At 69.8% G+C, this 22,527-nt stretch carries 21 protein-coding genes and 2 pseudogenes; 12 read left to right on the top strand and 11 right to left on the bottom strand.

The window, feature by feature from the left end:
• Positions 1-16: 16 nt before the first annotated feature.
• Positions 17-1,063: pseudogene (locus ACFY0P_RS48700) on the bottom strand (lactonase family protein).
• A 320-nt stretch (positions 1,064-1,383) separates the two neighbouring features.
• Here ACFY0P_RS48700 and ACFY0P_RS48695 point away from each other — a divergent pair.
• The 4 genes from ACFY0P_RS48695 to ACFY0P_RS48680 all read left to right on the top strand — a co-directional run bounded on the left by ACFY0P_RS48695 (position 1,384) and on the right by ACFY0P_RS48680 (position 6,278).
• Positions 1,384-2,418: an NAD(P)-dependent alcohol dehydrogenase gene (locus tag ACFY0P_RS48695; protein ID WP_388928941.1), complete on the top strand. Its 1,035-nt coding sequence runs from the start codon at positions 1,384-1,386 to the stop codon at positions 2,416-2,418.
• Between the two features lie 68 nt (positions 2,419-2,486).
• Complete coding sequence (locus ACFY0P_RS48690) at positions 2,487-4,334, top strand: glycoside hydrolase family 15 protein (RefSeq protein ID WP_388928940.1); 1,848 nt, start codon at positions 2,487-2,489, stop codon at positions 4,332-4,334.
• Positions 4,331-5,764: a glucose-6-phosphate dehydrogenase gene (locus ACFY0P_RS48685; protein ID WP_388928939.1), complete on the top strand. Its 1,434-nt coding sequence runs from the start codon at positions 4,331-4,333 to the stop codon at positions 5,762-5,764. Before ACFY0P_RS48690 ends, ACFY0P_RS48685 begins: the two co-directional genes overlap by 4 nt.
• Entirely contained in the window at positions 5,751-6,278 is a 528-nt protein-coding gene (locus ACFY0P_RS48680) for a gluconokinase (protein WP_388928938.1), read from the top strand. The genes ACFY0P_RS48685 and ACFY0P_RS48680 overlap by 14 nt, the downstream gene beginning before the upstream one ends.
• A gap of 572 nt (positions 6,279-6,850) precedes the next feature.
• On the opposite strand, the gene ACFY0P_RS48675 is transcribed toward ACFY0P_RS48680, so the two are convergent.
• Positions 6,851-7,231, bottom strand: coding sequence for a winged helix-turn-helix transcriptional regulator (locus ACFY0P_RS48675; RefSeq protein ID WP_388928937.1), 381 nt, complete (start codon positions 7,229-7,231; stop codon positions 6,851-6,853).
• 145 nt (positions 7,232-7,376) lie between these two features.
• On the opposite strand from ACFY0P_RS48675, the gene ACFY0P_RS48670 reads away from it, so the two are divergent.
• A complete protein-coding gene (locus ACFY0P_RS48670; RefSeq protein ID WP_388928936.1) occupies positions 7,377-7,784 on the top strand; it encodes a RidA family protein in 408 nt (135 codons plus the stop codon).
• Positions 7,785-7,873: 89 nt separating this feature from the next.
• Here ACFY0P_RS48670 and ACFY0P_RS48665 read toward each other — a convergent pair whose 3' ends face one another.
• From ACFY0P_RS48665 to ACFY0P_RS48655, 3 genes are all read right to left on the bottom strand, one after another.
• Positions 7,874-8,614, bottom strand: a complete 741-nt coding sequence (locus ACFY0P_RS48665) for an SDR family NAD(P)-dependent oxidoreductase (protein ID WP_388928935.1) — start codon at positions 8,612-8,614, stop codon at positions 7,874-7,876.
• Positions 8,615-8,915: 301 nt separating this feature from the next.
• A complete protein-coding gene (locus ACFY0P_RS48660; protein ID WP_388928934.1) occupies positions 8,916-10,082 on the bottom strand; it encodes a Gfo/Idh/MocA family protein in 1,167 nt (388 codons plus the stop codon).
• A complete protein-coding gene (locus ACFY0P_RS48655; RefSeq protein WP_388928933.1) occupies positions 10,082-10,879 on the bottom strand; it encodes a sugar phosphate isomerase/epimerase family protein in 798 nt (265 codons plus the stop codon). The genes ACFY0P_RS48660 and ACFY0P_RS48655 overlap by 1 nt, the downstream gene beginning before the upstream one ends.
• A gap of 83 nt (positions 10,880-10,962) precedes the next feature.
• On the opposite strand from ACFY0P_RS48655, the gene ACFY0P_RS48650 reads away from it, so the two are divergent.
• The 3 genes from ACFY0P_RS48650 to ACFY0P_RS48640 all read left to right on the top strand — a co-directional run bounded on the left by ACFY0P_RS48650 (position 10,963) and on the right by ACFY0P_RS48640 (position 12,994).
• The gene (locus ACFY0P_RS48650) at positions 10,963-11,592 is read left to right on the top strand and encodes a TetR/AcrR family transcriptional regulator (protein WP_388928932.1); all 630 of its coding nucleotides are present in this window, start codon (positions 10,963-10,965) and stop codon (positions 11,590-11,592) included.
• Positions 11,593-11,660: 68 nt separating this feature from the next.
• Positions 11,661-12,326 carry a nitroreductase gene (locus tag ACFY0P_RS48645; protein WP_388928931.1) on the top strand — a complete coding sequence of 222 codons (666 nt, stop codon included), beginning with the start codon at positions 11,661-11,663 and terminating at the stop codon, positions 12,324-12,326.
• Between the two features lie 143 nt (positions 12,327-12,469).
• Positions 12,470-12,994 carry a hypothetical protein gene (locus ACFY0P_RS48640; RefSeq protein WP_388928930.1) on the top strand — a complete coding sequence of 175 codons (525 nt, stop codon included), beginning with the start codon at positions 12,470-12,472 and terminating at the stop codon, positions 12,992-12,994.
• Positions 12,995-13,044: 50 nt separating this feature from the next.
• Here ACFY0P_RS48640 and ACFY0P_RS48635 read toward each other — a convergent pair whose 3' ends face one another.
• On the bottom strand, positions 13,045-14,070 hold the full coding sequence (locus ACFY0P_RS48635; protein ID WP_388928929.1) for an amidohydrolase family protein: 1,026 nt from the start codon (positions 14,068-14,070) through the stop codon (positions 13,045-13,047).
• 92 nt (positions 14,071-14,162) lie between these two features.
• Positions 14,163-14,432, bottom strand: coding sequence for a DUF2630 family protein (locus tag ACFY0P_RS48630; RefSeq protein ID WP_388928928.1), 270 nt, complete (start codon positions 14,430-14,432; stop codon positions 14,163-14,165).
• A gap of 235 nt (positions 14,433-14,667) precedes the next feature.
• On the opposite strand from ACFY0P_RS48630, the gene ACFY0P_RS48625 reads away from it, so the two are divergent.
• Positions 14,668-16,077, top strand: a complete 1,410-nt coding sequence (locus ACFY0P_RS48625) for an RICIN domain-containing protein (RefSeq protein ID WP_388928927.1) — start codon at positions 14,668-14,670, stop codon at positions 16,075-16,077.
• A gap of 335 nt (positions 16,078-16,412) precedes the next feature.
• Here the strand turns inward: ACFY0P_RS48625 and ACFY0P_RS48620 are convergent, their stop codons facing one another.
• Positions 16,413-17,255, bottom strand: coding sequence for a helix-turn-helix transcriptional regulator (locus ACFY0P_RS48620; RefSeq protein WP_388928926.1), 843 nt, complete (start codon positions 17,253-17,255; stop codon positions 16,413-16,415).
• 202 nt (positions 17,256-17,457) lie between these two features.
• On the opposite strand from ACFY0P_RS48620, the gene ACFY0P_RS48615 reads away from it, so the two are divergent.
• Positions 17,458-18,399: an SDR family oxidoreductase gene (locus ACFY0P_RS48615; protein ID WP_388928925.1), complete on the top strand. Its 942-nt coding sequence runs from the start codon at positions 17,458-17,460 to the stop codon at positions 18,397-18,399.
• Between the two features lie 250 nt (positions 18,400-18,649).
• Here ACFY0P_RS48615 and ACFY0P_RS48610 read toward each other — a convergent pair whose 3' ends face one another.
• Both ACFY0P_RS48610 and ACFY0P_RS48605 read right to left on the bottom strand, forming a co-directional pair.
• Entirely contained in the window at positions 18,650-19,198 is a 549-nt protein-coding gene (locus ACFY0P_RS48610; protein WP_388928924.1) for a hypothetical protein, read from the bottom strand.
• Between the two features lie 411 nt (positions 19,199-19,609).
• Entirely contained in the window at positions 19,610-20,575 is a 966-nt protein-coding gene (locus tag ACFY0P_RS48605; protein WP_388928923.1) for a helix-turn-helix transcriptional regulator, read from the bottom strand.
• A 92-nt stretch (positions 20,576-20,667) separates the two neighbouring features.
• Between ACFY0P_RS48605 and ACFY0P_RS48600 the strand changes: the two genes are divergently transcribed.
• Both ACFY0P_RS48600 and ACFY0P_RS48595 read left to right on the top strand, forming a co-directional pair.
• Positions 20,668-21,033 (top strand): VOC family protein, encoded by a 366-nt coding sequence (locus tag ACFY0P_RS48600; protein WP_388928922.1) that lies wholly within the window; start codon positions 20,668-20,670, stop codon positions 21,031-21,033.
• A gap of 39 nt (positions 21,034-21,072) precedes the next feature.
• A pseudogene (locus tag ACFY0P_RS48595) lies at positions 21,073-22,056 on the top strand (leucine zipper domain-containing protein); the annotation flags it as partial.
• A gap of 15 nt (positions 22,057-22,071) precedes the next feature.
• On the opposite strand, the gene ACFY0P_RS48590 reads toward ACFY0P_RS48595, so the two are convergent.
• A complete protein-coding gene (locus ACFY0P_RS48590; protein ID WP_388928921.1) occupies positions 22,072-22,527 on the bottom strand; it encodes a MarR family winged helix-turn-helix transcriptional regulator in 456 nt (151 codons plus the stop codon).

Here is a 22,527-nt window from a genome sequence, read left to right as displayed (position 1 = left end):
GTCCTGTGCACGTGCCTCAGACGAAGACGACGCTGGACGCCGCCGGTACCGGCGGGGAACCCGCGCGTTGCCGGACGCCGGTTGCGGGGTCCGGGTCCAGCCATGTGACGTTGCCTGAGCGTTCGTTGGCCGCGTACAGCCGCGTGCCGGACGGGTGCAGGACCAGATCGCGCGGCCATCGACCTCCGCAAGGCACAGATGCGACCGGCTCCGCGTGCTCGCCGGTCGCCTCGAGCGCCAGGACGGTGATGGTGTCGGTGCCGCGGACCGCCGCCCACAGATGGCGCCCGTCGGGCGAGACGACCGGCGCCGAGGGGGAGACGGCCTCGTCGGTGTAGTCCGGGAACAGGGGTGCCGTCCGCACCGGTTCGAGCACGCCAGCGGCGTCCCAGCGGCACACGGTGACGGTCGGATCGAGTTCTCCGTGAATGTATGCGTGGCTTCCGGACGGGTGGAAGGCGAGGTGACGGGGACCCGTGCCGGGCGGCAAGGACGTCTCGCCGTTCGGCACCAGCCTTCCCTCCTGCGCGTCCAGGGAGAAGATCCACACCTTGTCGGCGCCCAGGTCGACGCCGAGCACCCACCGTCCTGGGGGATCGGGCAGCACCTGGTGCGCGTGCGGGCCGGACTGGCGTGCGGGGTCCGCTCCGCTGCCCGTCCAGTGCCGCACGTCGCCTGCGGTCCGCAGGCCGCCGTCGGCGGCGAGAGGGAGCACGGTGACGCTGCCGGAGGCGTAGTTGGCGGTCAGCAGGTGTCCGCGCACCACCGAAAGGTGGGGGGCGAATCCCCTTGCACGGCCACGGGGCGCCCAGCGGGCCGGGCTCGGGACCGGCGATGTCGTAGGCGGCGACCGAGCCATGTGCCGTCTCGGAGACGGCATACAGGACCGGTCCCGGCCCAGCGTGATCGACAGTCAGGTAGGACGGGTCGGCAGGCCATTGATGACGCCGATCTCGGTCAGCGCTCCCGTTGCCGGTTCCACGGCGGCCACCACGATGCCGCGGCCGCCCGACGACGTGAACGATCCGATGAAGGCTCGATCCGTGCGCTTGTCATCACCCACAGCGTCCTCCGCCCCTGCGCGTGGCCCAACGCCAACAGGGGCGCCTTCGCCGCCCAGGCCAGTGCCGGAACAGCGTGTCACCCCCAGACCTCCACCAGGCAATCCTGCTGAACCTGCCAGCACGCCCGCATCCCCTGACCGGGGCCATCGTCCGGTCGAGTCGCGAGCGGGCTCGGACCTTGCGACAGTGGCAGGAGTGACGGGCTGACGTCGAATGCCGGAGTCGATTCGACCGGCTCACGGTTGTCCGGTCGACCAGTGAGTCGGGACAGCAACCAGTGAGTCGGGACAGGAGGGACAGGCGGATGAAGGCGTTCGTGATGAAGGAAATCGGACGGGTGGGCTTCATGGAGAAGCCTGTTCCGGAGCCGGGTCCGAGCGACGCGGTGGTCCAGACGACCAGTGCCCTGATCTGCACCTCCGATTCCCACACCGTTCACGGCGGCATCGGCCCGAGGAAGGACCTGACGCTGGGCCACGAAGCGGTGGGCATCGTGCACGCAGTGGGCAGCGAGGTGAAGGACTTCCGGCCCGGCGACCGAGTGCTGGTCGGTGCCATCACCCCCGACTGGGGCGACCTGGCGTCCCAGAACGGGTTCCCTTCGCAGTCGGGCGGACCGCTCGGAGGATTCAAGTTCGCCAACCGCAAGGACGGGGTCTTCGCCGACTACTTCCACGTCAACGACGCGGACGCCAATCTCGCCAGGATTCCCGACACCATCGGTGACGACGTGGCGGTCTACTGCGCCGACATGCTCTCGACGGGATTCGTGGGAGCGGAGAAGGGCAACATCCCGATCGGCGGGACCGTGGCCGTCCTCGCGCAAGGACCGGTGGGCCTGATGGCCACGGTGGGGGCCAGGCTCCGCGGCGCCGGCCGGGTCATCGGGGTCGAGTCGGTCCCCAGCCGGCAGAAGCTGGCGCACGAGTACGGCGCCGATGAGATCGTGGACTTCACCAGCGAGGACGTCGTCGAGCGCATCCACGAGCTGACCGGAGGAGAAGGAGTCGACACCGCCATCGAGGCACTGGGCGCGGACATCACCTTCCAGACCGCTGTGAAGATCACCAAACCCGGCGGCACCATCTCCAACATCGGCTACTTCGGCGAGGGCGAGTTCATCCGCATCCCCCGCGTCGAGTGGGGCGTCGGCATGGCGGACCAGACGATCGCGACCGGGCTCTGCCCCGGAGGCAGGCTCCGCATGGAACGGCTGCTGCGCGTGCTGGAGGCGAAGCGCGTCGACCCCACGCACATGACCACCCACACGTTTCCCTTCGACGACATGGAGCGGGCCTTCGAGGTCGCGGACAAGAAGCTCGAAGACGTCGTGAAGGTGCTGATCACCTTCTAGGTGCTGCCCTTCCCGGACCTGCGCAGCGCGCCGGACGGTACGTTGCGGCGCCGCGGAAGCGAGGAGCCATGCACGACCCCGACCCCCCGTTCCGCCCGGTCCGCAGGCGCGAGGGCTACCTGCCACTGGAGGACCTCGGCCTCATCGGGGACGGTACGACGGCCGCGCTGGTCGGCCTGGACGGCTCGATCCCGTGGATGTGCCTCCCCCGGTTCGACTCCGACCCCCTGTTCTGCGGCCTGCTGGACCACGCACGAGGCGGCCACTTCACCCTCGCCCCGCAGGACCTGGTGGAGGCCCGCCAGCGCTACGAGCCCGACACCGGCGTACTCACCACCGAGATGCGCAGTACCACCGGCCTGGTGCGGGTCACCGACGCGCTGACCGTGCGCACCGGCGCCGACCTCACCGACGACGCCCCGGCCGGCCGGTGCGAGCTGGTCCGGTCGGCCGTGGTCCTCTCCGGACACGTCCGGCTGCGGGTGGACCTGGAGCCCCGCGGCGGCGGCACGGCGCAGGCGCTGTTCAGCGGCCTGGAACTCAGGCCCTCGCGGAGGCCGGACCTGCGCCTGCACCTGCGTTCCAACCGCGCGCTGCCCGGCCTGCACAGCACCCACGACCTGAGACAGGGAGAACACCTCGACCTCGTACTGTCCTGGGGCCGCTTTCACCGCCATCACCGGTTCCAGGCCGACACGATGCTCGCGGACACCGCTGACGCCTGGCGGCGCTGGATGAAACACTTCGGCTACTCCGGTCCCCAGGAGGCACTGGTCCGGCGTGCCGCCATCACCCTGAAGCTGTGCGATGACTGGGCCAACGGCGCCCTCGTCGCGGCGCCCACCTCCTCCCTGCCCGCGCCGATCGGCGGAGTCCGCAACTGGGACTATCGTTACGCCTGGATCCGGGACGCCGCCTACGCCGTGTTCGCCCTGCGGCGCATCGGCTTCACCGGCGAGGCGGACGCCTTCCTCGGCTGGGTCCTCGACGCCGTGGAGCAGAGCCGGATCCCCCGGATCATGTACAACCTCGACGGCGGCCCCGTACCCGACGAGATCGAGGACACCGAGCTGGAGGGGTATCGCCGCTCCGGTCCGGTGCGGTGGGGCAACGGCGCGGCCGACCAGCGCCAGCACGACGTCTACGGTGAGATCCTGGACTGCGCCGACCAGTGGCTGCGCACCGACCAGTGGCTGCGCTCGGGCCGCGAGGTGCAGCCCGCGCTGTGGGCGGGCCTGGCGGGGCTGGCCGACACCGCTGAGCAGGTGTGGCGCCAGCCGGACCAGGGGATCTGGGAGGTGCGCAGCGACGGCCGGGTGTTCACGTACTCGGCCGGCATGTGCCAGGTGGCCCTGGACCGGGCCGCGGCCATCGGCGAGCGACTCGGCCTGCCCGGACCGACCTCGGCCTGGCGTGCCTCGGCAGACCGGCTGCGTCGGCGCATCCTGGAGGAGTCCTGGGACGAGGACGCCCAGACGCTCAGCGCACACCTGGACGGCGGCGGCGCGCTCGACGCGAGCCTGCTCGCCCTCCCGCTGCGCCACGTGGTGCCGGCCGACCACCCGCGGATGGCGGCGACCACCACCGCCGTCGCCGAACGCCTGTCGGCCGGCGACGGCCTGCTCTACCGCTACCTCCACGAGGAGTCGCCCGACGGCCTGCCCGGCGACGAGGGCGCCTTCGTGCTCTGCGGCTTCTGGCTGGCCGACAACCTGACCGCCCAGGGCCGGATCGAAGAGGCCGAGAAGGTGTACGCCTCGCTGTGCGCCCGTGCCAGCCCGCTCGGGCTGCTGCCGGAACAGATCGACCCCACCACTGGAGAGTTCATGGGCAACTTCCCCCAGGCGTTCAGCCATATCGGGATCATCGCCAGCGGCGTGAACCTCGCCCGGGCGAAGGCAGGCGTACGGACATGATCAACCGGCTCGCCGTATTCGGCGCGACAGGCGACCTCACCGCCCGCTACCTCCTGCCGGGCCTGGCCGCCCTGCGGGCCGCGGGACACATCGACGACGGCTTCCAGCTGACCGGCGCGAGCCGGGAGGGCTGGGACACCGACCACTTCCGTGGATGGTGCGCCGACCAGCTCGACCGCCATGGCGGCTCCCACCCCGCCGATGCCAGAAAGGCCGTCGCAGCCTCGGCCCGCTACCGGCGGGCCGACGTCACCGACCCCGCTGACGTCGCCGCGGTCGTCGCCGGCGACGACCCGATCGCCGTGTACCTCGCCCTTCCCCCGGCGCTCTTCCCGCACATGGTCACGGCCCTGCACGAGGGGGGCCTGCCGCCGGGCAGCCGGATCGTGCTGGAGAAGCCGTTCGGCGAGGACCTGGCGAGCGCGCGCCACCTCAACCGGCTGCTCGCCGGTCTCGTGCCCGAACAGGCGGTGTTCCGGGTCGACCACTTCCTCGCCATGACGACCGTCCAGAACGTGCTCGGAAGCCGGCTCGCCAACCGCATGCTGGAGCCCATATGGAACAGCACCCACATCTCGGACATCGAGATCGTCTGGGACGAGACCCTCGCCCTGGAAGGGCGGGCCGGCTACTACGACGGCGTCGGCGCACTGAAGGACATGGTGCAGAACCACCTGCTGCAACTGCTGTGCCTGGTGGCCATGGAACCCCCGATCACCCTCGGCGAGCGCGACCTGCGCGACCGGAAGGTCGACGTGCTGCGGTCCGTGCGGCTCCTGACCGACTACGACGTCGTGCACCGCACGCGCCGCGCGCGCTATCTGTCGGGCCGGATCGGTGACCACGCCATCCCCGCGTACGTCGACGAGGCAGGTGTGGACCCCGGGCGGCGCACAGAGACCTTCGCCGAGGTCGAACTGGAACTGGACAGCTGGCGCTGGTCGGGGACGACGTTCCGGCTGCGCAGCGGCAAGGCGCTCGGAAAGGACCGCAAGGAGGTCGCGGTGCGCTTCCGGTCCGTGCCCCACCTGCCCTTCGGGCACGAAGGACAGGCCCAGCCCAACGTGCTGCGCTTCGGGCTGGAGCCGGAAGGGATGACCCTCGACATGACGGGCATCGGCGCACGCGCCCAGGCCCTCGCCCAGCTCTCACTGACCGCGCGGATGGAACCGCCCGACCTGCCCGCCTACGGCCGGCTCCTGCTGGACGTCATGAAGGGTGATCCCGCCCTGTCCATCCGGGGCGACGAGGCCGAGGAGGCATGGCGGGTCCTGGCCCCCGTCCTGAGCGCATGGGAGAGCAACCGGGTCCCGCTGGAGGAGTATCCGGCCGGCTCAGACGGTCCGCCTCCCCGGCCGCACGAGGGCGCCCCACGGCGTCGCAGCGACCTGCTGCATCCCGAAGCGCTACCGGAAGATGGACCGCACTGAGCGCCGGTCCGCGTGCGTCGTCGTCACGGGCGTCGCAGGGATCGGCAAGACCACGGTGGCCCACCTGCTGGCGCAGCGGCTGGGCGTGCCCTTCGCGGACGGCGACGACTTCCACTCCCCGGCCGACATCACCAAGATGTCGGCCGGCACGCCGCTCGACGACACCGACCGTCGCCCCTGGCTGGAGTCCGTCGGCCGCTGGCTGCACCAGCGGGATGTGGCGGGCACAGGTGCGGTGGTCGCCTGCTCCGCACTCAGGCGGCGCTACCGCGACATCCTGCGAGCGGCCTGCCCGGGCGCCATCTTCCTGCACCTGACCGCCGGCCGCGAAGTGCTGGCGGACCGGCTCGGCGGACGCACCGGCCACTTCATGCCGAGCTCGCTCCTCGACTCGCAACTTGCCACGCTCGAACCCCTCGAACCGGACGAGCCGGGAGCCGAGCTCGACGCGACTCAGGCACCCGACATCGTCGCCGACCTGGCCGCAGACCTACTGGCGCGGCAGCTTCACTGACTTCGGCGCCTCAAGATGACGTCGGATCGGACGCCGGATCATCAAGGGTAAGGGCGGTGTCCGCCATGACATGAAGCACAGGATGTCCCTGCGCGCCTCGGTCACCTCCGAAGGTGCGTCGTCGGGCCGCCGCGTCCGCACCGGTGGACGACAGCGCGAGCCGTCGGTGTCCGGGCGTTGGAGGGCTCGCGGGGTGTGGCCCTCGTCGGGGCGGCTGTCCGCTGGGGCTGTGGGCCGGTCGTGCAGCGGCCGACGGGGGCGCCGGACAGGTCGGACGGTCAGCGCTGCCCGCCGGCAGGGGCACCCGCGCGGCGGGCTGGCGGGTCAGTTGGAAGGCGCCCGGGCACGGCCTCACCGGACACCCCCCAAGGTCCGCCGCCGGCGACGGAGCGCATTTTGTCCACGCGGCCGGCACCTGGCAGCCCGGTGAGCATGCCGGCTCGGTCCTCGCCCCGCCGGGTCTGAGTCCTCCGGAACGAGAGTGGCATCAGTCATCTCTGCTTCAGGCCCTGGACTGTCAGACCCTGCCGGTATCGTCCCCCGCCCCAAAGGGGCGGGCGGCGCCGCGGAAGTCAGGCGTCGAATCGACGACGGGCAGCCTCGATGTGACCGAAGTACTGGCGGGTCCAGCCGCACATCCCGTCGACCGTCGCTCGCAGAGCCTGGCCCGGCTCGGTGAGGGTGTATTCGACCCGTGGTGGGATCGTGGGGTGCACGGTGCGCTCGACCAGGCCGTTGCGTTCCAGCATGCGCAGGTTCTGGGTGAGCATCTTGTGACTGATCCCCTCGATTTCGTTGCGCAGCTCGCTGAAGCGCAAGGTGCGCTCACCTAGACCCTCGACGATCAGGAACGCCCACTTGTTGGCGACGTCCGAGAAGATCTCCCGCGCCAAAGAGCCCGCCCGCGCCAGGTCCGTGTCCTCGGGCGAGCCTGTGAGCTGCTTGGTCACCATAAGGTTCTCCAGTCACCGAAAAGTGCGTTCTTCCACGTCAGCGACCACTCTCCTATGGTTCCTGAGTAACCACAAGAGACCATGAGTGTGCTGGCCGGGGCGTACCCGGACCCACACGCTTACACGCTCACACGAGGAGACCAGCATGGCCATCACCTTTGTGAACCCCAGCGGATTGCCCAAGATCGATGTCTACCGGCAGGTGTCGATCGCCTCCGGGTCGAGACTGGTTTTCATCGCTGGGCAGGTCGCCTGGGACGCCGCCGGCATCACGATCGGCGAAGGAGACCTTGCCGCCCAGGTCGAGCAGAGCTATCTCAACGTCGGCACGGCCCTGACGGAGGCCGGTGGCTCCTTCGACGACGTGGCGAAGCTGACCTTCTACGTCGTCGACTGGGCCCCCGACAAGATGCCGCAGCTCCTGGAAGGAATCTCCAGGGCAGCCGCGAAGCTGGGAATCACCCCGGCCCCGCCGACCACGCTGATAGGCGTTGCGGCGTTGGACGTCCCCGACCACCTGGTCGAGATCGAAGCCACCGCCGTCCTGGACTGAACAGACGGCATGCCATGGCCGAGCGCCGAAGCGGCCGACCAGCTCAGTCGCACCCGTGAACTCTCCCGGTCACAGCACCAGCCCGCGTGTCAGGCGGTGAAGCCGCCATCTACATGGATCGAGGCTCCCGTGATGTACGCGCCGTCCGCGCTTGCCAGGTGAGCGACGGTGGATGCGATCTCGGCCGCTTCCGCATAGCGGCCCACAGCCGTGAAGCCTGCGATCACCTCGGCGTCCGGCCCGTCAGCGGGGTTGGTGTCCGTGTCGGTGGGGCCGGGATGCACCAGATTGACGGTGATTCCCCGCGGGCCGAGTTCTCGGGCCAGGCCCTTGGTCATCCCGACCAGGGCCGTCTTGCTCATCGAGTACAGCGCCAGTCCGGGGAAGATCGCACGCTCGGCGACATTGCTGCCGATGCTGATGATCCGGCCGCCCCGGCCCATGTGACGCACGGCCGCCTGGGACGCCGCGAACGGCGCCCGGACGTTCACCGCCAGGGTCCGATCGATCTCCGCCGCCCCCAGGTCTTCGAGGGGGCCAACGATGAAGACACCGGCGTTGTTGACCAGGATGTCGAGTCTGCCGGACATCGCGGCGGCCTCGTCCACCGCGGCGGTGAGCGCCTCGGGGACGGCGCTGTCGGCCTGGACGGCGAGTGCCCGGCGCCCTCCGGCCTTGATCTGCTCCACCACCCGGGTCGCGTGTTCCGCGCTGTTCTCATAGGTGAGGACGACGTCGGCGCCTTCTTCGGCCAGCCGTAACGCCACAGCGGCACCGATACCCCGGCTGCCGCCCGTGATCAACGCCAGGTTTCCTTCAAGTCGGTTCATGACGTCGAGCATTGCCGGGACCAGCGCCGGAAGCTGGCGGGAATCCGCCCTGGCGTTCGGCCCTCAGGAAGGCAACACCGTCCTGATCACGAAACCGCGCTGGAGTACCAGTTGGCTGTCGCCCTGGCAGTGAGCGTCTCGAGGAGTTCCTGGATCCAGGGACGGTCCCGCCTGCGGCCGTCCGTGAACTGGGCGGCCGCGGGCGGGACGGCGGACACGCGACACCACCCGGCGCCGGCGGAGTGGCGGGCGCCGCCGGCGGGAGATCCGCCGGGGGGTGAATCCGGCGCGTACGGGCGGCTCACACCGTGGCTTCGCAGGGGTCGCGGTCCTCGGGTATCAGGGGGACGGCGGGGGCGGTGCTGGCGACGCGGACGGTCTCGCCGCTGGTGACGGCCTCGTCGATGGAGACCAGGGTGTCCAGGACGTGGTAGCCGAGCTCTCCGGTGGCGATGTGCGGGCCCGCGCTGCGGACGGCCCGTGCCATGTCCAGGACTCCCAGGCCGCGGCCGGCCCCGGCGGCACCGGCGGGCGGCACGGTCTCCCACTGGGCCTCTTGGCCGCGCTGCGGGACACGCGTGATCCTGACCTCGCCGGCGAAGGTGTTGGGGTCGGGCAGCACCAGAGTGCCCTCGGTGCCTGTGACCTCGACGAATCCGGTGCGGGTGAGCGGGGAGTCGAAGCTGAACACGCTCTGGCCGACGCCCCCGCTCTCGAACTGCACGAGCGCGGAGACGTGGGTGGGGACGGCGACGGTGAACTCGGTGCCCGCGCGCTGTCCGCTGCGTATCGTACGGACTGTGCGGGCGGTCGAGCCGAGCGCGGCGACCCGGGAGACCGACCCGAACAGGCAGATGAGGGCGGTGAGGTAGTAGGGGCCCATGTCGAAGAGGGGGCCGGCGCCCCTGGCGAAGAGGAACTCCGGGTCCGGGTGCCACAGGTCGGGGCCCGCGTACTGCATGACGGTCTGCGCGGACAGCGGGGTGCCGATGTCGCCGCGGGCGACCGCGCGCAGGGCGGTCTGCAGGCCCGGGCCGAGGATCGTGTCGGGGGCGACTCCGACCCGCAGGCCGGCCGCGGCGGCCTGGTCGAGCAGGGCCCGTGCGTCGGCGCGGTCCAGGGCGAGGGGCTTCTCGGACCAGACGTGCCGGCCCGCCGCGAGGATCGCCGAACTGACCTCGGCGTGCACGGCGGGGACGGTCAGGTTGACGATGATCTCGGTGTCCGGGTGGGCCAGGACGTCTGCTGCCGTTCCCCACTCCCGGATGCCGTAGGCGCGGGCCCGGGCCTCGGCGCGGGCGGTGTCCAGGTCGCCCACGACGGTCACGTGCAGGTCGGGGTAGCGGGTGAGGCTGGTCAGGTACTGGTCGCTGATGTTGCCGGCACCGATGATGCCGACACCGACCGGGCCGGCCGGGTCGCGCGCCGGGTTGCCTGCCGGGTGGTGTGCCGGGCTGTGTGCCGTCATCAGGCGATGCCCTTGCCCTTCAGGTAGGAGATGCCTGCCGCGATGCCCTCGAAGACGTCGCCGTCGTAGTGGTCGAACTCGATGACCGCGTACTCGGCGTACGGGGCCGCCTCGAGCGAGGCGGCCAGCGGGATCTGCCCCCGGCCCGCCGCGACCTGGCCGGTGCCGGCAGGGTCGAAGGGGGCGCCCGAGGTGAACGGGTCGTCGATGACGGGTCCGTCCTTCACATGCAGGGCGCGTACCCGCGAACCAAGGCGCTCCAGGAGGGCGACGACGTCGTTGCCGCCGGCCGCGGCCCAGAACAGGTCGATCTCCAGAGCGACTTCCGGGTCCAGGAGGCCCGCGAAGTACTCGAAGGCACTGACACCGGCGACGGTGTGCACGAACTCCTGGGAGTGGTTGTGATAACCGAGTCTCAGCCCGTGCCGGGCGGCGCGTTCGGCCGCCTCGTTCAGGAGGGCGGCGGTCCGGGCGATCTCCTTCTCGTCGGCCCACCGGGACGCGGGCACGAACGGGTCGAAGAGGATCTCCACGCCCAGACGCCGCGCGGCCCTGAACGTGTCGTCGAGATCGGCCCCCGGCGCGCCGTCGGGCGACAGGAAGCCGGCGTGCCCGGTCCGCGCGGACAGGCCGTGCCGGGCGAGCGCGCCGGCGAGTTCGTCCGCGCGGTGCGTGAAGGCGAAAGCCTCGACGGTGGTCACTCCCAGGGCGGCCAGACGGGCCAGGGCGGCGTCTTCGCCGGCCTCAAGAGCCTGGCGCAGGGAGTAGAGCTGAACCGACAACTGTGGTGTCGACAAGGGGAACTCCTCTCGTGGCGGACGAGCCGGAAACAGAATACCGACAGGGGTGATGGTTTCTAGGGGTCGTTAGCATCTCATTCATGGCAAGGGAAACGGCACGGCCGGGGTCGGCCCCGCGGAACTACCCCAAAGGGGAACGGCGGCGCGCCCAGATCATCGAGGCCGCGTTCACCGCGTTCGGGCAGGTCGGTTATCGCAACGCGAGCATGGTGCAGCTCGCCGCCGCCTGCGGTGTCTCCCGCGCGGGCCTGCTGCACCACTTCCCGACCAAGGAATCCCTCCTGGAAGCGGTCCTGGAGACACGCGACCGCCAGGACGGCGAGCACTTCCTCGCCTCGGGCGCGCTCAGCCAGGACGGCCTCGCCTACTTCGCCGCGATAATCCGGCTCGTCGCGCACAACCAGGCCAACCCCCTCATCGTGAGCCTGTTCGCGGTGCTCTCCAGCGAAGCCACCGCCACCGACCACCCCGCGCGCCCGTACTTCACCGCGCGCTACGAACGCACCCGCCGCGAAATGCAGTCGGCCGTCGACGACCTGGCACGCCGCGGGCTGCTGCGCCCCCACGTGAACGCCTCGCACCTGGCGGCGGATCTGGTCGCCTACATCGACGGCCTGCAGATCCAATGGCTGCTCAGCCCGGACACCATCGACATGCCCGACCACCTGCGCACAATGCTCCGTAACGTCATCAGCGTCGAACTCCCCTGACCCCCGCCCCCTGCGGCACTCCCGACAGTCCCCCGCCCGTTGCGACGTACCCGGAAGGCCGAGCCGACGTGGATGTGTACGAGGCGGTCAACAGCCGCCGGGCCGTACGGGCGTTCAGCGACCGGCCGGTGCACCGGGACGCGCTGACCCGGGTACTGACCGCGGCCACGCGGGCGCCGTCGAGCGGAAACCTCCAGCCCTGGCAGGTGTACGCGGTGTCCGGCGAGCCGCTGGCCGAACTCAAACGGCAGGCCACGGCCAGGGCGCTCGCGGGTGATGCGGGCGACGAACGGGAGTACCCGATGTACCCGGCGCATCTTACCGCGCCGTATCCCGAGCGCTTCGCCGCCGCGGCCGCGCAGCGGTACGCGGCGCTGGGCATCGACCGCGACGACCCGCAACGGCCCCTGAAGATTGCCGCGTTGAACACGCAGGCGTTCGGGGCACCCCTCGTGCTGTTCTGCTATCTCGACCGGGCGATGGGCCCGGGCCAGTGGGCGGACGCCGGAATGTATCTCCAGACGGTCATGCTGCTGCTGAGGGCCGAAGGCCTGCACAGCTGCCCCCAGGTGATGTGGACCATGTACCGCCGCACGGTCAGCCAACTGGTAGGCGCCGGTGACCAGCTCGTGCTGCTGTGCGGTCTCGCGGTGGGCTTCGAGGAGGAGGGCGCGCCACAGGTCCGCGCCGGCCGGGCCGAAGTCACCGAGACGGTACGGTTCATCGGGGCGTGAGCAGCCGAGACAGTACGGTCCTCGGGGGGCGAGCAGGCCCGCGGGCGGTCCGCCCGCCCGGGTGAGGCGGCGTGCGGGCCCGGGTGAGGCGGCGTGCGGGCGGCCTGCGGGCCCGGATGCGGCGGTGTGCTTCAATGCCGGGCATGGACGGCTCCACCCGCATGTGGATCAGCGAGATCCCCTCCCTCGACCCGGACACCCGGGAAGTGATCCTCGACCTCGACCACACATCCGGCGATCCGGCCGAGCAGATGGCCTGCGTCCTGCTGAACCGGGGGCACGAAGGCGAGGCCGGAGTGTTCTACCTGCTGCCGGAGGATCTTTCGGCCCGCTACGAGCGGACCGGGAACCGGCTCTCCGTGTCCCTGTTGGCCCGCCGGGACGTGCTCGCCCAGGACCTGGCCTCACGTCCGGCCGCGCTGCGCGCGCACCTCGACCGGCTCCCCCGCGATCCCTTTCACGACGGCCGTGTCGTCCTCGTGCGCCGGGAAACCGTCACCGACTTCGTGCCCGCCGAGCGGGACGGTTTCCACCAGCCCGTGACGCTGATCGACCACCACGTGGAGGACGGCGGCCGGCCGGTCGCCCTGACCGAGCTGGTGGGCCTGTTCGAGCGGCAGGAGGCGGGCATCGTGGTCGTCGCCGCGCCCAAGGCTCCGTCGGCCTGACCGTGCCGGGCCGGCGCTCCGCCACGGTCAGGCCGACGGAGCCTTGGGCGTCACAGCCCGAACAGGCGGGCTGCGTTGTCGTGGCACACCGCCCGCAGCCACTCGTCGCCGAGCTCCAGCCGCTCCAGGGCGTGGAGCTGGTGCACGTAGGGGTACGGGATGTTGGGGAAGTCGGAGCCGAGCAGGACGCGGTCGCCCAGAGCGGCGATTCGGGGCAGTATCCGGGGCGGGAACGGCATGAACCGCTCGGTGAAGTCCGTGAACGCCATCGTGGTGTCCAGCCGCACCTGCTCGTACCGCTCGGCCAGGCCCACGAACTCCTCGTACTCCGGCATCCCCATGTGCGCGACGATCAGCCGCAGCCCCGGATGCCGGGCCAGGACCCGCTCGATGGGACCGGGGCCGGTGTGCTTGCCGGGGACGGGACCGGAGCCGCAGTGGATCACGACGGGAATCTTGGCCTCCGCCAGCAGCCCCCAGGCACCGTCGAGGAGTTCGTCGGCCGGGTCGTACCCGCCCACCTGCACGTGCGCCTTGAACACCCGGGCGCCCGCCTCGACGGCCGCCCGGACGTACGCCTCCACTCCGGGCTCGGGGAAGAGGGTCGCCGTGTGCAGGCAGTCGGGAGTACGGCCGGCGAAACCGGCGGCCCACGCATTCAGCCACACCGCCATGCCGGGCTTGTGCGGATACAGCATCGATGTGAAGGACCGCACCCCGAACTCCCTCAGGAGAGCGGTGCGTTCGGCCTCCTGCCTCCGGTAGGTGATCGGCCACTCGAGGTCGCCGATCAGCGGCCCGTTCGCATCGAAGTAGTCCCAGACCTTGCGCAGGACCCGTTCAGGCATGAAATGGGTGTGGACGTCGACCAGCCCGGCCAAGCCGACCCGTTCCCGAAAGCGGCGGATCTCCCCCGCCTCCTCATGCCCGACCACCCCGGCCGCGGCCCCCGCCTCGCCGGTGGCATCGCCCGCCACCGGTGACCCGGCACCGTGAACGGACCTGTGGGCGGGAGCGGGTTCGGCAGGGATGGCGGAGGTGGCGGAGGCGGCGGGGGCCGTGCGGTGATCGTCCATACCGCCAACGATCGGTGCAGGGGAGCGACCAGTCCAGTCCCTGCCGGCCCGACGGCGCAGGCTGACGTCGTGCCGCCGGGCCGGTGCGGCGCTCAGGACAGGTAGCGCTCCACCTGGGACGCCGGGCGGACGGTCGCCTCACCGGGGTCCTGACCGGCCGCAACCCTGGCGCGACGCTGGCGCAGCAGGTCCCAGCACTGGTCGAGTTCCGTCTCCAGGCGGGCCAGGCGGGCGTGTTCAGTCGTCCCGTCGATCTCTTCCTGCGCCAGGCGGTCACGCAGGTCCTTCTCCTGGCTGATCATTTCTGTGATGCGGCCGAGGATCTCCTTCTCGGCCTCGGCCTCGGCCTCTGGTCCTGTCATGGCTGCCTCTTTCCGGACGTCGGAGCAGGTCACGGCTGCGACGGGGCGGCGTTCGCCGATACCTGCGCTACCGCCCCCCGTCCCACCGCCTCCTACCTTCTCTCACCCGGGCCCCAGCCGCACCGGCCGGGCACGGGCCGACACCGGCGTCATGATGACGGGGCATCAAGTTCCTTTGGATGACGTGGAATTCAGGCGAGAGTACTGGCGCGACACACCTACCAGCGGGTAAGTCATGGCTCTGCCACCTCCGGCAACCCGTGTCACAGCGAAGGGATATCCCGTGCGTCTGCGCCCCTTGCGCGTCCTGTGCTGTTCCGCCGTCCTCGCCCTGTCGGCGCCCGTGTTCCTCCCGGGCACCGCGTCGGCCGCGGTCCCCGCCTCCCCGGTCTACCTGCAGAACTACGCCACCGGTCTCAACGCCGCCGACAGCGGCGGCACCGTCGCCGCGCACAACCCCAAGGGCAACGAAGACCACCAGCAGTGGAGGGCCGTCGCAGTCAGCGGCGGCTACCAGCTCCAGAACGCCGACGAGTCCGGCACCTGCCTGCAACGCAGCGGCACCGCCGCGGTCACCGCCGCCTGCGGGGCGGACGGCACCACCTGGACGATCACCGCCGGCGCCGGCAGCACCTACTCCCTCACCGTCCCCGGCACCTCCCAGTACCTCACCGGGTCGCCGTCGGACTCCTCCGCCGTGCAGGTCGGGTCCTTGGACGACCTTGCCCGCTGGTTCCTCACCCCGGTCTCCTACGCCACCACGGCGATGCCTTCCACCGACACCCGCACCCTCGACCAGGTCACCTTCCTGACCGCCCACAACGCCTTCGCCAACAGCTCCGACGGCAACTTCGCGTCCTTCCCGGTCAGCCTCTTCCCCAACCAGAACCAGGGCATCAGCCGGCAGCTGTCCGACGGCGTGCGGGGCTTCATGCTCGACGACTACACGGTCTCCGGGCAGGCCGTGCTGTGCCACAACAGCTGCGACGGCGTGAGCAATCCGGTCCCGCTCGCCACCGACCTCAAGCGCATCGTCGACTTCCTCAAGGCCAACCCCGGCCAGTTCGCCACCGTGTTCCTGGAGGACTACGTTTCCTCCGACGTGCTGAAGTCCTCCCTCGCCTCCGTGAGCGGGCTGTACGACGTGCTGTACCGGCCCGACCAGGAGGGTGTCGCCACCACAGGCTGGCCCACCATGGCCGACCTCGCCGCCCGCGGCAAGCAGTTGCTGATCTTCAGCGACCGCACCCGCGCCAGCGACACCGCGAACGGGTATGCCACCCGCGACACGTTCGGTGTGATGTACCAGCGCGAGTGGACCGTGGAGAACTACTGGTCCATGGGCGCCGGCCTCGGTGACTCCGACTGGTCCTGCTACAGCCGATGGGGCACCGACAGACCACTCACCACCGACTCGTCCGCCTTCCACCCCCTGTTCGTGATGAACCACTTCCGGGACTACCCCATCGCCTCCACCGCCGCCACCGACAACGGCAAGATCCTCAACCGGGCACAGAACTTCTGCACTCCCGCCGCCCGGAAGAAGCCCAACTACGTGGCCGTAGACCGCTACGACACCGGGTCGCCCACCCCGCTGACCACCGTCACCACCCTCAACACCTACATCCTCACACCCGGCCAGTAAACGGCAGCCGACCGGGGCGGACGACCCGAACGTCGCCCTCGTGGTGGTGTCGGCGTACAAGCGAGTTCGCTTGTACGCCGACAAACGGCTTCGCGTCGGCGGCACCTGCGCCGGCGAGATCGTCACCGTCCACGTCGAGGACACCTTCTTCACGGTCACCCTCAACGGAGCCGACCTCGCACTCCACCCGCGCAAGAACCAGCACTCGCTCACTCGGTTCCGGCGAAGATCCACACACCGAAGCTCTGACGAACTGTCCACAATGTTCTGAGGCCGTCAACGATGTCATGAGGCCAAGCTGTCAACAAAGTCCCGACCTCACACGACACTGATGCTCAGCGGGGCGGTTGTGGTCCGATGACGGACAGGAGCTGCAGCCGTTCGTAGCTCTCGCTGCCGGGAATGGCGGTGTAGACGATCAGCTGATGCGACTGGTCTGGGTCCAGGAGGGTCTGGCAGGCCAGCTCCATTGCGCCGGCCTCGGGGTGGACGAAGCGCTTGACCTCGTTGGGGCGGATGCCGACCTCGTGGGCCTGCCACGCCTCCCGGAACTCCTCGCTCTGGGCCAGCAGCAGATCAGCGAGTCGGGCCGCGCGGGACTGGGGCCCGCGCAGGGTGACCAGCCCGCGCAGACCTGAGGCGAACATACGGGTCAGGAACGGGTGATCGCCGGGGGCGTAGAGCGCCCGGGTGGCGGGGTCGGTGAACCATCTGTAGCCGATGCTGCGGGCCGGCCCCTCATACGCGGTCAGGTCACCGGTGAGTGCGACGGCCAGGGGTGTCTGTCGCAAGGTCTCGCCGAGTTCGGTGACGATCTCCGCAGGCGTGTCCCGAAGGCGGTCGAGGATGCGCAGCATGCCGGGACTGATGTGGTCGCTGGCCGTGCCCCGGGGCGGCGGGGTGTGTCCGGCGAGCCGGAACAGGTGGTCGCGCTCATCGAGGGAGAGGTGGAGCCCCAGCGCGATGGAGGCAATCATTCGCTCGGACGGCTGAGGGCCACGCTCTCGCTCGAGCCGCGCGTAGTAGTCGGTCGACATGTGGCACAGGGAAGCCACTTCCTCCCGCCGTAGCCCGCTCGTCCTGCGCCGCTGCCCGCGCGGGAGGCCGACATCTTCGGGCTGCAACGCCTCCCGGCGGCGCCTTAGAAACTCCGCCAGCCCAGTCCGGTCAATCACCATCTGTGCCTCATTTACCTGCTGGTTGTTCAGATCATCATTGCTACCGCCCGTGCAGATCGGTATCCACGGCCTGGTAATCCCCCCTTACGCACGCCTCCAGCTGCGGACCTGGCGCCGTAGCGGGGGATCAGCAGGCCCTGCATAACGACGGCGGCGTCCGTAACAGTGGAGGCAACGACACAACGATCTGGAGTGAGCTCGCATGCCGCGTGATTCCATCGACATCCCCGTCCCTGATCTGTCTGGGAAGCGCGCCGTGGTGACCGGTGCGAGTGACGGTATGGGGCTTGGTATGGCGGCATGGCTTGCCGCCGCAGGTGCGGAGGTGGTGATGCCGGTCCGCAATCTGCCCAAGGGTGAGGCGGCGCTCGCGAAGATCCGTCAACAGGCGCCCGGCGGGGAGGTGTCCCTGCGCAGTCTCGATCTGTCCTCGCTCGCCTCGGTCGAGGCTTTCGGCAAGACGCTGATCGAGGAGGGCCGGCCGGTCCACCTGCTGATCAACAATGCCGGCGTCATGACGCCGCCGAACCGGCAGACCACTGCCGACGGGTTCGAGCTGCAGTTCGGCACCAACCACCTCGGGCACTTCGCCCTGGTGGCCCATCTGCTGCCGCTGCTGCGTGCCGGCCAGGCCCGGGTGACGTCCCAGGTCAGCATCGCGGCGAACCAGAGCGCCATCAACTGGGGCGACCTGCAGTGGGAACGCTCTTACCACGGCCAGCGCGCCTACAGCCAGTCGAAGATCGCGTTTGGGCTGTTCGGTCTGGAACTCAACCGGCGCAGCGAAGCAGGCGATTGGGGCATCACCAGCAACATCTCCCACCCTGGTGTCGCACCGACTAGCCTGCTGTCCGCCAGGCCCGAGATGGGGCGGGACAAGGACACCCTCGGTGTCCGCGTTATCCGTTTCCTATCCGCCCGCGGCATCATTGCCGGAACCGTCGAGACCGCGAAATTCCCCGCCCTGTATGCCGCCACGTCCCCGGACGCCAAGCCCGGCTGGTTCTACGGACCCAGCGGACCGCTCCACCTGGGTGGCCCACCCGCCGAGCAAAAGCTCTACAGCCGCCTCACCAGCACCCAAGAGGCCACCCGCGTATGGCAAACCTCCGAACAACTCACCGGCCTGCGGCTCCGGGGATAGCCCGCCAGATGGCGCGCGGGAGGACAGTCGGTGTCAATGCCACGGGCCCGGTCGGCCGCCGTCCGGCCGGCCTTTCCCGCCCAGCAGACGGTGCACGGTGGCGGACCTGCGCGCCTGCACCCACTCCCGCGAGCCCATCAACCCCGCCGACGCCGAGCACCAGGCCGTACTGGCCGCCCTGTCCCACGACGTCGACCAGCCCGACGGTGACAGCGGACGGCCGCGCGTTGGCGCGCGCGTCGAGCAGGAATCAGTGCAAGAACGGGCGGGCGAGGTTCGCATGGGCCAGCGGCTTGTCAGCCAGTTCATGCTCCAGCCAACCGGGGATCCGTTCGAGGTCTTCATTGCGGGCGGCCAAGACGCCGGTGTGCACCAGGAGTTGGCGGATGTAGTGCTGGTTCCGGCTGGGCGGCAGCTCGTCGAGCAGCTCGCGGCTGAGCGGGTGGTCCTCGGGGACGAGGCTGGCGAGGAGCCTGCTGTTCGGACTCTCGCGGATCCACTGGATCGCCTGGACGGGTGCCGGAGCAGCCGCCAGCGCCGTCTCCTGCGCCGTACCCAGCGGGACGCCCGTCAGCCGCTCGATGACGGCACGGGCCCGGCCCCGGTGGTAGCCGCCCGGGCGCTCCAACTCGCCTCGCAGCGCCTCGGCCGCCGCCACCCGCTCCCACTCCGCACCCGCCGTCACCGGCGAACCGACCGCCGCCGTCCCGGAGCCGACGGTGTCGGGGGCACCGGCCAGCACCCCGTCGACCAACGGCAGCCCGCTCGCTCCCGCCGACGCCCCCACCTCATCGTTCACCGCAGCGCCGTATCCCGCCGGCCACCACCCCCGACCGGGCATGGCCAGTACGCCACAGCCACCCGCCCGACCTGTCGCTCCTCCCCCGCGCACCAGCCGCCGCCACCCTCCCGCCCGCCGTACGGAAGGCGGCGCACGACCGCAGCCATTCGACTGTGCGGCCAGGGACGGCCGACCGCCTGTCCGTCTGCGAACAGCACCACCGCCGCCCGGCGGGCACCCGGCCCGTCGCCTGCCGCATCGACCGCGGCGGTCATCAACGCCTGATAGTCCGGCGACAACTCCTTCATCCCGGTCGCGAGTCGCCGGTGAGGCACTGCCCCACGCGGCCCGGCCGGCTTCCTCCTCGATACCTCGCCGGCTACGTCGACGGGGGCAGCCTCCTCGGCCAGCGCCTCTAGATGTTGCGGGTCAGGACGTTGGTGACGGCGCATAGTGGTGGGCAATATTGGTGGCGAGGTCGCGGAGGTGAGTCCTGGCTTCGGTGGGGCCGTGCACAGTGATGGCGCTGCCGAACGGCAGTAGTGCTCGCACGTCCTCCAGATGCAGGAAGCGGATTGTCACCTTGCGGCCGGTGGCGGATTCTTCATGGTCGTCCCAGACGAGTCGTAGGCCAAAGATCCGTTGCGCTCGCTCGATCTGGGTCTGGTCGATGGTGGCGCTGACCTCTATCGCGTGGTTGTGTTCCCACTGGTCAATGAGCGCGGCAGCGACGGTGGCCAGGGTCTGGCGCTCGCGGATCCGTCGTGGCTGGTCGACTTCTTTCCATGTCGTGATGCGTTCGAGTCGGTACATCCGTGGCACTCGGTCACAGTCGGCGACGAGGTACCAGATGCCGGCCTTGGCGAACAGCCCGTAGGGATCCACGACCAGGTCGCGTGGGCATGACTCGCGTGGGCTGTCGTACTCGATCCGTAGCCGGCGGCCTCGCCGCACTGCACCGATCAGCGCAGCCGGAGTCGTGCCGGAATCCCGTGCCTGACTCCAGGGACGGCTGTCCACGTGCACTACGTCGGTGAGCGGCAGGAGCTCATGAACTCCACGTGGCTGTGCAGCGGCGATCTTGGACAGCGCGCGCCGGCTTTCGGCCGATGCGTTCAGCTCCGCACGTTGCTTCTCATCCAGCCCGGTGAGCGACAGATGATCACGCTCGCCCGGTGTGAGTCGCGTGAGGTCGAGCCCGGATCCGGGCAGCATGGTCACGCCTCCGAGGCAGCCCCGGTGCGCGGTCACCGGCAGACCGGCGTCGCGGAGCCAGTTCAGGTCTCGGGTGATGGTTCGAAGGGACACCCCCAGCGCTGAGGCGAGTTCCTGTGTGGTCACGGCATCCCTCGATGTGAGGAGCAGCGTCAGGGTGAAGAAGCGGTCTGGGGTCACACACAAATTTTTTCAGGAATTGCGACACGATGCGGCGCATATCCCGGTCAGGCTGGTGGATGCGCACCTACGACCTGTGAGAAGGAACAACCATGACCACCTCCGTCGTGTCCATCGTCTACGTGAACGACGCTCCCGCCGCAGCTCGTTTCTACGGCGACCTCCTCGGCATGAACCCCTCGTTCGAGACTTCGGGATACATCACCTTCGACCTCGGGCCGGGCGCTGACCTCGGTCTGTGGTCTGGCCAGTTCGGGGATCTGTCACCGGACGTCCCGCGCACCAGTGAGGTTTGCCTGGCCATCGACGGTGGGCCCGACGAGGTCCACGCGACCTTTGAGCAGTGGAATTCCAAGGGAGTCACGATCCTGCGCGAGCCTCATGATGCGGGGTTCGGGCTGACCTTCCTCGCAGCCGATCCTGACGGGAACCGTATCCGCGTCGCGCCGCGGGACTGAAAGGCCGAATGCGGCAGGCGCGCGCGATAGGTGTCGCGCCTGCCGTCGTCTGACTTCGAGAGGACGACGAGTGCCCCACGCGATGCGCCCCTGAGCGTCGAGGGCCGTAGGCGGCTCGTGAAGCGGTGCCAGACACGTCCCATCACCCACGTCGCCGCTGAGATGGGTATCTCTCACGGATGCGCCGGCAAGTGGGTAAATCGCCGGCGGCTACACGGTGATGCGGGATGGCAAGACCGGCCGTCGAGTCCGCACCGCAGTCCGAACGCGACTCCAGCATGGGTCATCGAGCAGATCGAGTCCTGGCGCCGCGAGCTCAAGTGGTCCGCGCATCGGATCACCGACGAACTGGTGAGTATCGGTTTTGTGATCGACCGGCGAGCTGTCAGCCGACACCTGACCCGGCTCGGCCTCGCGAACGCCGCTTCATCGACCCAGGCGGTGAGAACAACCGGAAGCCGGGGAAGATCACTGCCCGCTGGCCCGGACACATGGTGCACCTGGAGGTGAAGAAGGTCGGCCGGATCTCCTGATGGTGCCGGGTGGCGGATCCACGACGGGGACAGCGATCAGGCCAAGGTCGCCAGTCGGGCGAAGTCGGCCGGGGCGAAGCGTGGCTACGTCTACCTGCACTCCGTCGTCGATGGTTTCTCACGGCTCGCCTGCGCAGAACCGCTGGGCGATGAGAAGGGTGCGACGGCTGCTGTTTTCCTCGCCCGGGCGAAGGTCGGGTTCGCCGCCCACGGCATCAACCACATCCACCGGACGTCACCGACAATGGCGCTTGCTACCGCTCCGGCGACTTCGCCCGCATCGTCGGGCAAGGCACCCGGCAGCAGAGAACCAAGCCCTACACACCTCGGCACAACGGGAATCATGGCCGAGGAAGTCCTCTGCGCCCGCGAGTTCACCAGCGAGGACGCCCGGTCAGCCGCGATCACAGTGTGGAGCATCCACTACGACTACCACCGGCCGCACAGTACTGGCGCCAGCAGCACGCCTCCGCAAGAGCGTCACCAACGTCGAGCCCTCATACAACTAGGTTCCCTGGGCCGCGATGAAACGCTCCAGGAGGGCGCACAGCAGTTCCTGGTCGCCGTCTTCCAGGCAGCCGAGGAGCAGGGCACCCACCTCGTCACTGATCCCTGAAGCTCTGACAAAGGCCGCCCTGCCCTGGTCGGTCAACTCCACCGCGTAGGCGCGCCGGTCAGAGGGAGAGGGGCGCCGCACAGCAAGGCCGCGAGCCTCCAGGTCGTCGACCGTGCGGACCATGGCGGACTTGTCGCTGCCCGTGAGTTCGATGAGCCGTCGCTGACTGAGCGGCCCGTGCGTGGCGAGGTTGAGCAGAACACCGTAGTGCCGACCCTCGATCCCCAGTGGACGCAGAGCCTCGGCGAACGTCCGCGCGGCACGGCGTTGTGCGAGACGCAGCAGCGGACCGATACGCGCGGGACCGCTGCCGAGCGCGAAGGAAGGGGAGTTGGGCGCGTTCAT

It is taken from the genome of Streptomyces sp. NPDC001714, from assembly GCF_042892755.1.
In the GTDB taxonomy this organism is placed as follows: Bacteria; Actinomycetota; Actinomycetes; order Streptomycetales; family Streptomycetaceae; genus Streptomyces.
The sequence above is the reverse complement of the archived record's forward strand: the minus strand, read 5'-3'. Positions and strand labels throughout refer to the sequence as shown.

Coding starts and splice junctions, on each gene's coding strand:
- ACFY0P_RS48695 (WP_388928941.1), top strand. CDS start 1,384: ATGAAGGAAATCGGACGGGTGGGCTTCATGGAGAAGCCTGTTCCGGAG.
- ACFY0P_RS48690 (WP_388928940.1), top strand. CDS start 2,487: ATGCACGACCCCGACCCCCCGTTCCGCCCGGTCCGCAGGCGCGAGGGC.
- ACFY0P_RS48685 (WP_388928939.1), top strand. CDS start 4,331: ATGATCAACCGGCTCGCCGTATTCGGCGCGACAGGCGACCTCACCGCC.
- ACFY0P_RS48680 (WP_388928938.1), top strand. CDS start 5,751: ATGGACCGCACTGAGCGCCGGTCCGCGTGCGTCGTCGTCACGGGCGTC.
- ACFY0P_RS48675 (WP_388928937.1), bottom strand. CDS start 7,231: ATGGTGACCAAGCAGCTCACAGGCTCGCCCGAGGACACGGACCTGGCG.
- ACFY0P_RS48670 (WP_388928936.1), top strand. CDS start 7,377: ATGGCCATCACCTTTGTGAACCCCAGCGGATTGCCCAAGATCGATGTC.
- ACFY0P_RS48665 (WP_388928935.1), bottom strand. CDS start 8,614: ATGAACCGACTTGAAGGAAACCTGGCGTTGATCACGGGCGGCAGCCGG.
- ACFY0P_RS48660 (WP_388928934.1), bottom strand. CDS start 10,082: ATGACGGCACACAGCCCGGCACACCACCCGGCAGGCAACCCGGCGCGC.
- ACFY0P_RS48650 (WP_388928932.1), top strand. CDS start 10,963: ATGGCAAGGGAAACGGCACGGCCGGGGTCGGCCCCGCGGAACTACCCC.
- ACFY0P_RS48640 (WP_388928930.1), top strand. CDS start 12,470: ATGGACGGCTCCACCCGCATGTGGATCAGCGAGATCCCCTCCCTCGAC.
- ACFY0P_RS48635 (WP_388928929.1), bottom strand. CDS start 14,070: ATGGACGATCACCGCACGGCCCCCGCCGCCTCCGCCACCTCCGCCATC.
- ACFY0P_RS48630 (WP_388928928.1), bottom strand. CDS start 14,432: ATGACAGGACCAGAGGCCGAGGCCGAGGCCGAGAAGGAGATCCTCGGC.
- ACFY0P_RS48625 (WP_388928927.1), top strand. CDS start 14,668: ATGGCTCTGCCACCTCCGGCAACCCGTGTCACAGCGAAGGGATATCCC.
- ACFY0P_RS48620 (WP_388928926.1), bottom strand. CDS start 17,255: ATGGTGATTGACCGGACTGGGCTGGCGGAGTTTCTAAGGCGCCGCCGG.
- ACFY0P_RS48615 (WP_388928925.1), top strand. CDS start 17,458: ATGCCGCGTGATTCCATCGACATCCCCGTCCCTGATCTGTCTGGGAAG.
- ACFY0P_RS48600 (WP_388928922.1), top strand. CDS start 20,668: ATGACCACCTCCGTCGTGTCCATCGTCTACGTGAACGACGCTCCCGCC.
- ACFY0P_RS48590 (WP_388928921.1), bottom strand. CDS start 22,527: ATGAACGCGCCCAACTCCCCTTCCTTCGCGCTCGGCAGCGGTCCCGCG.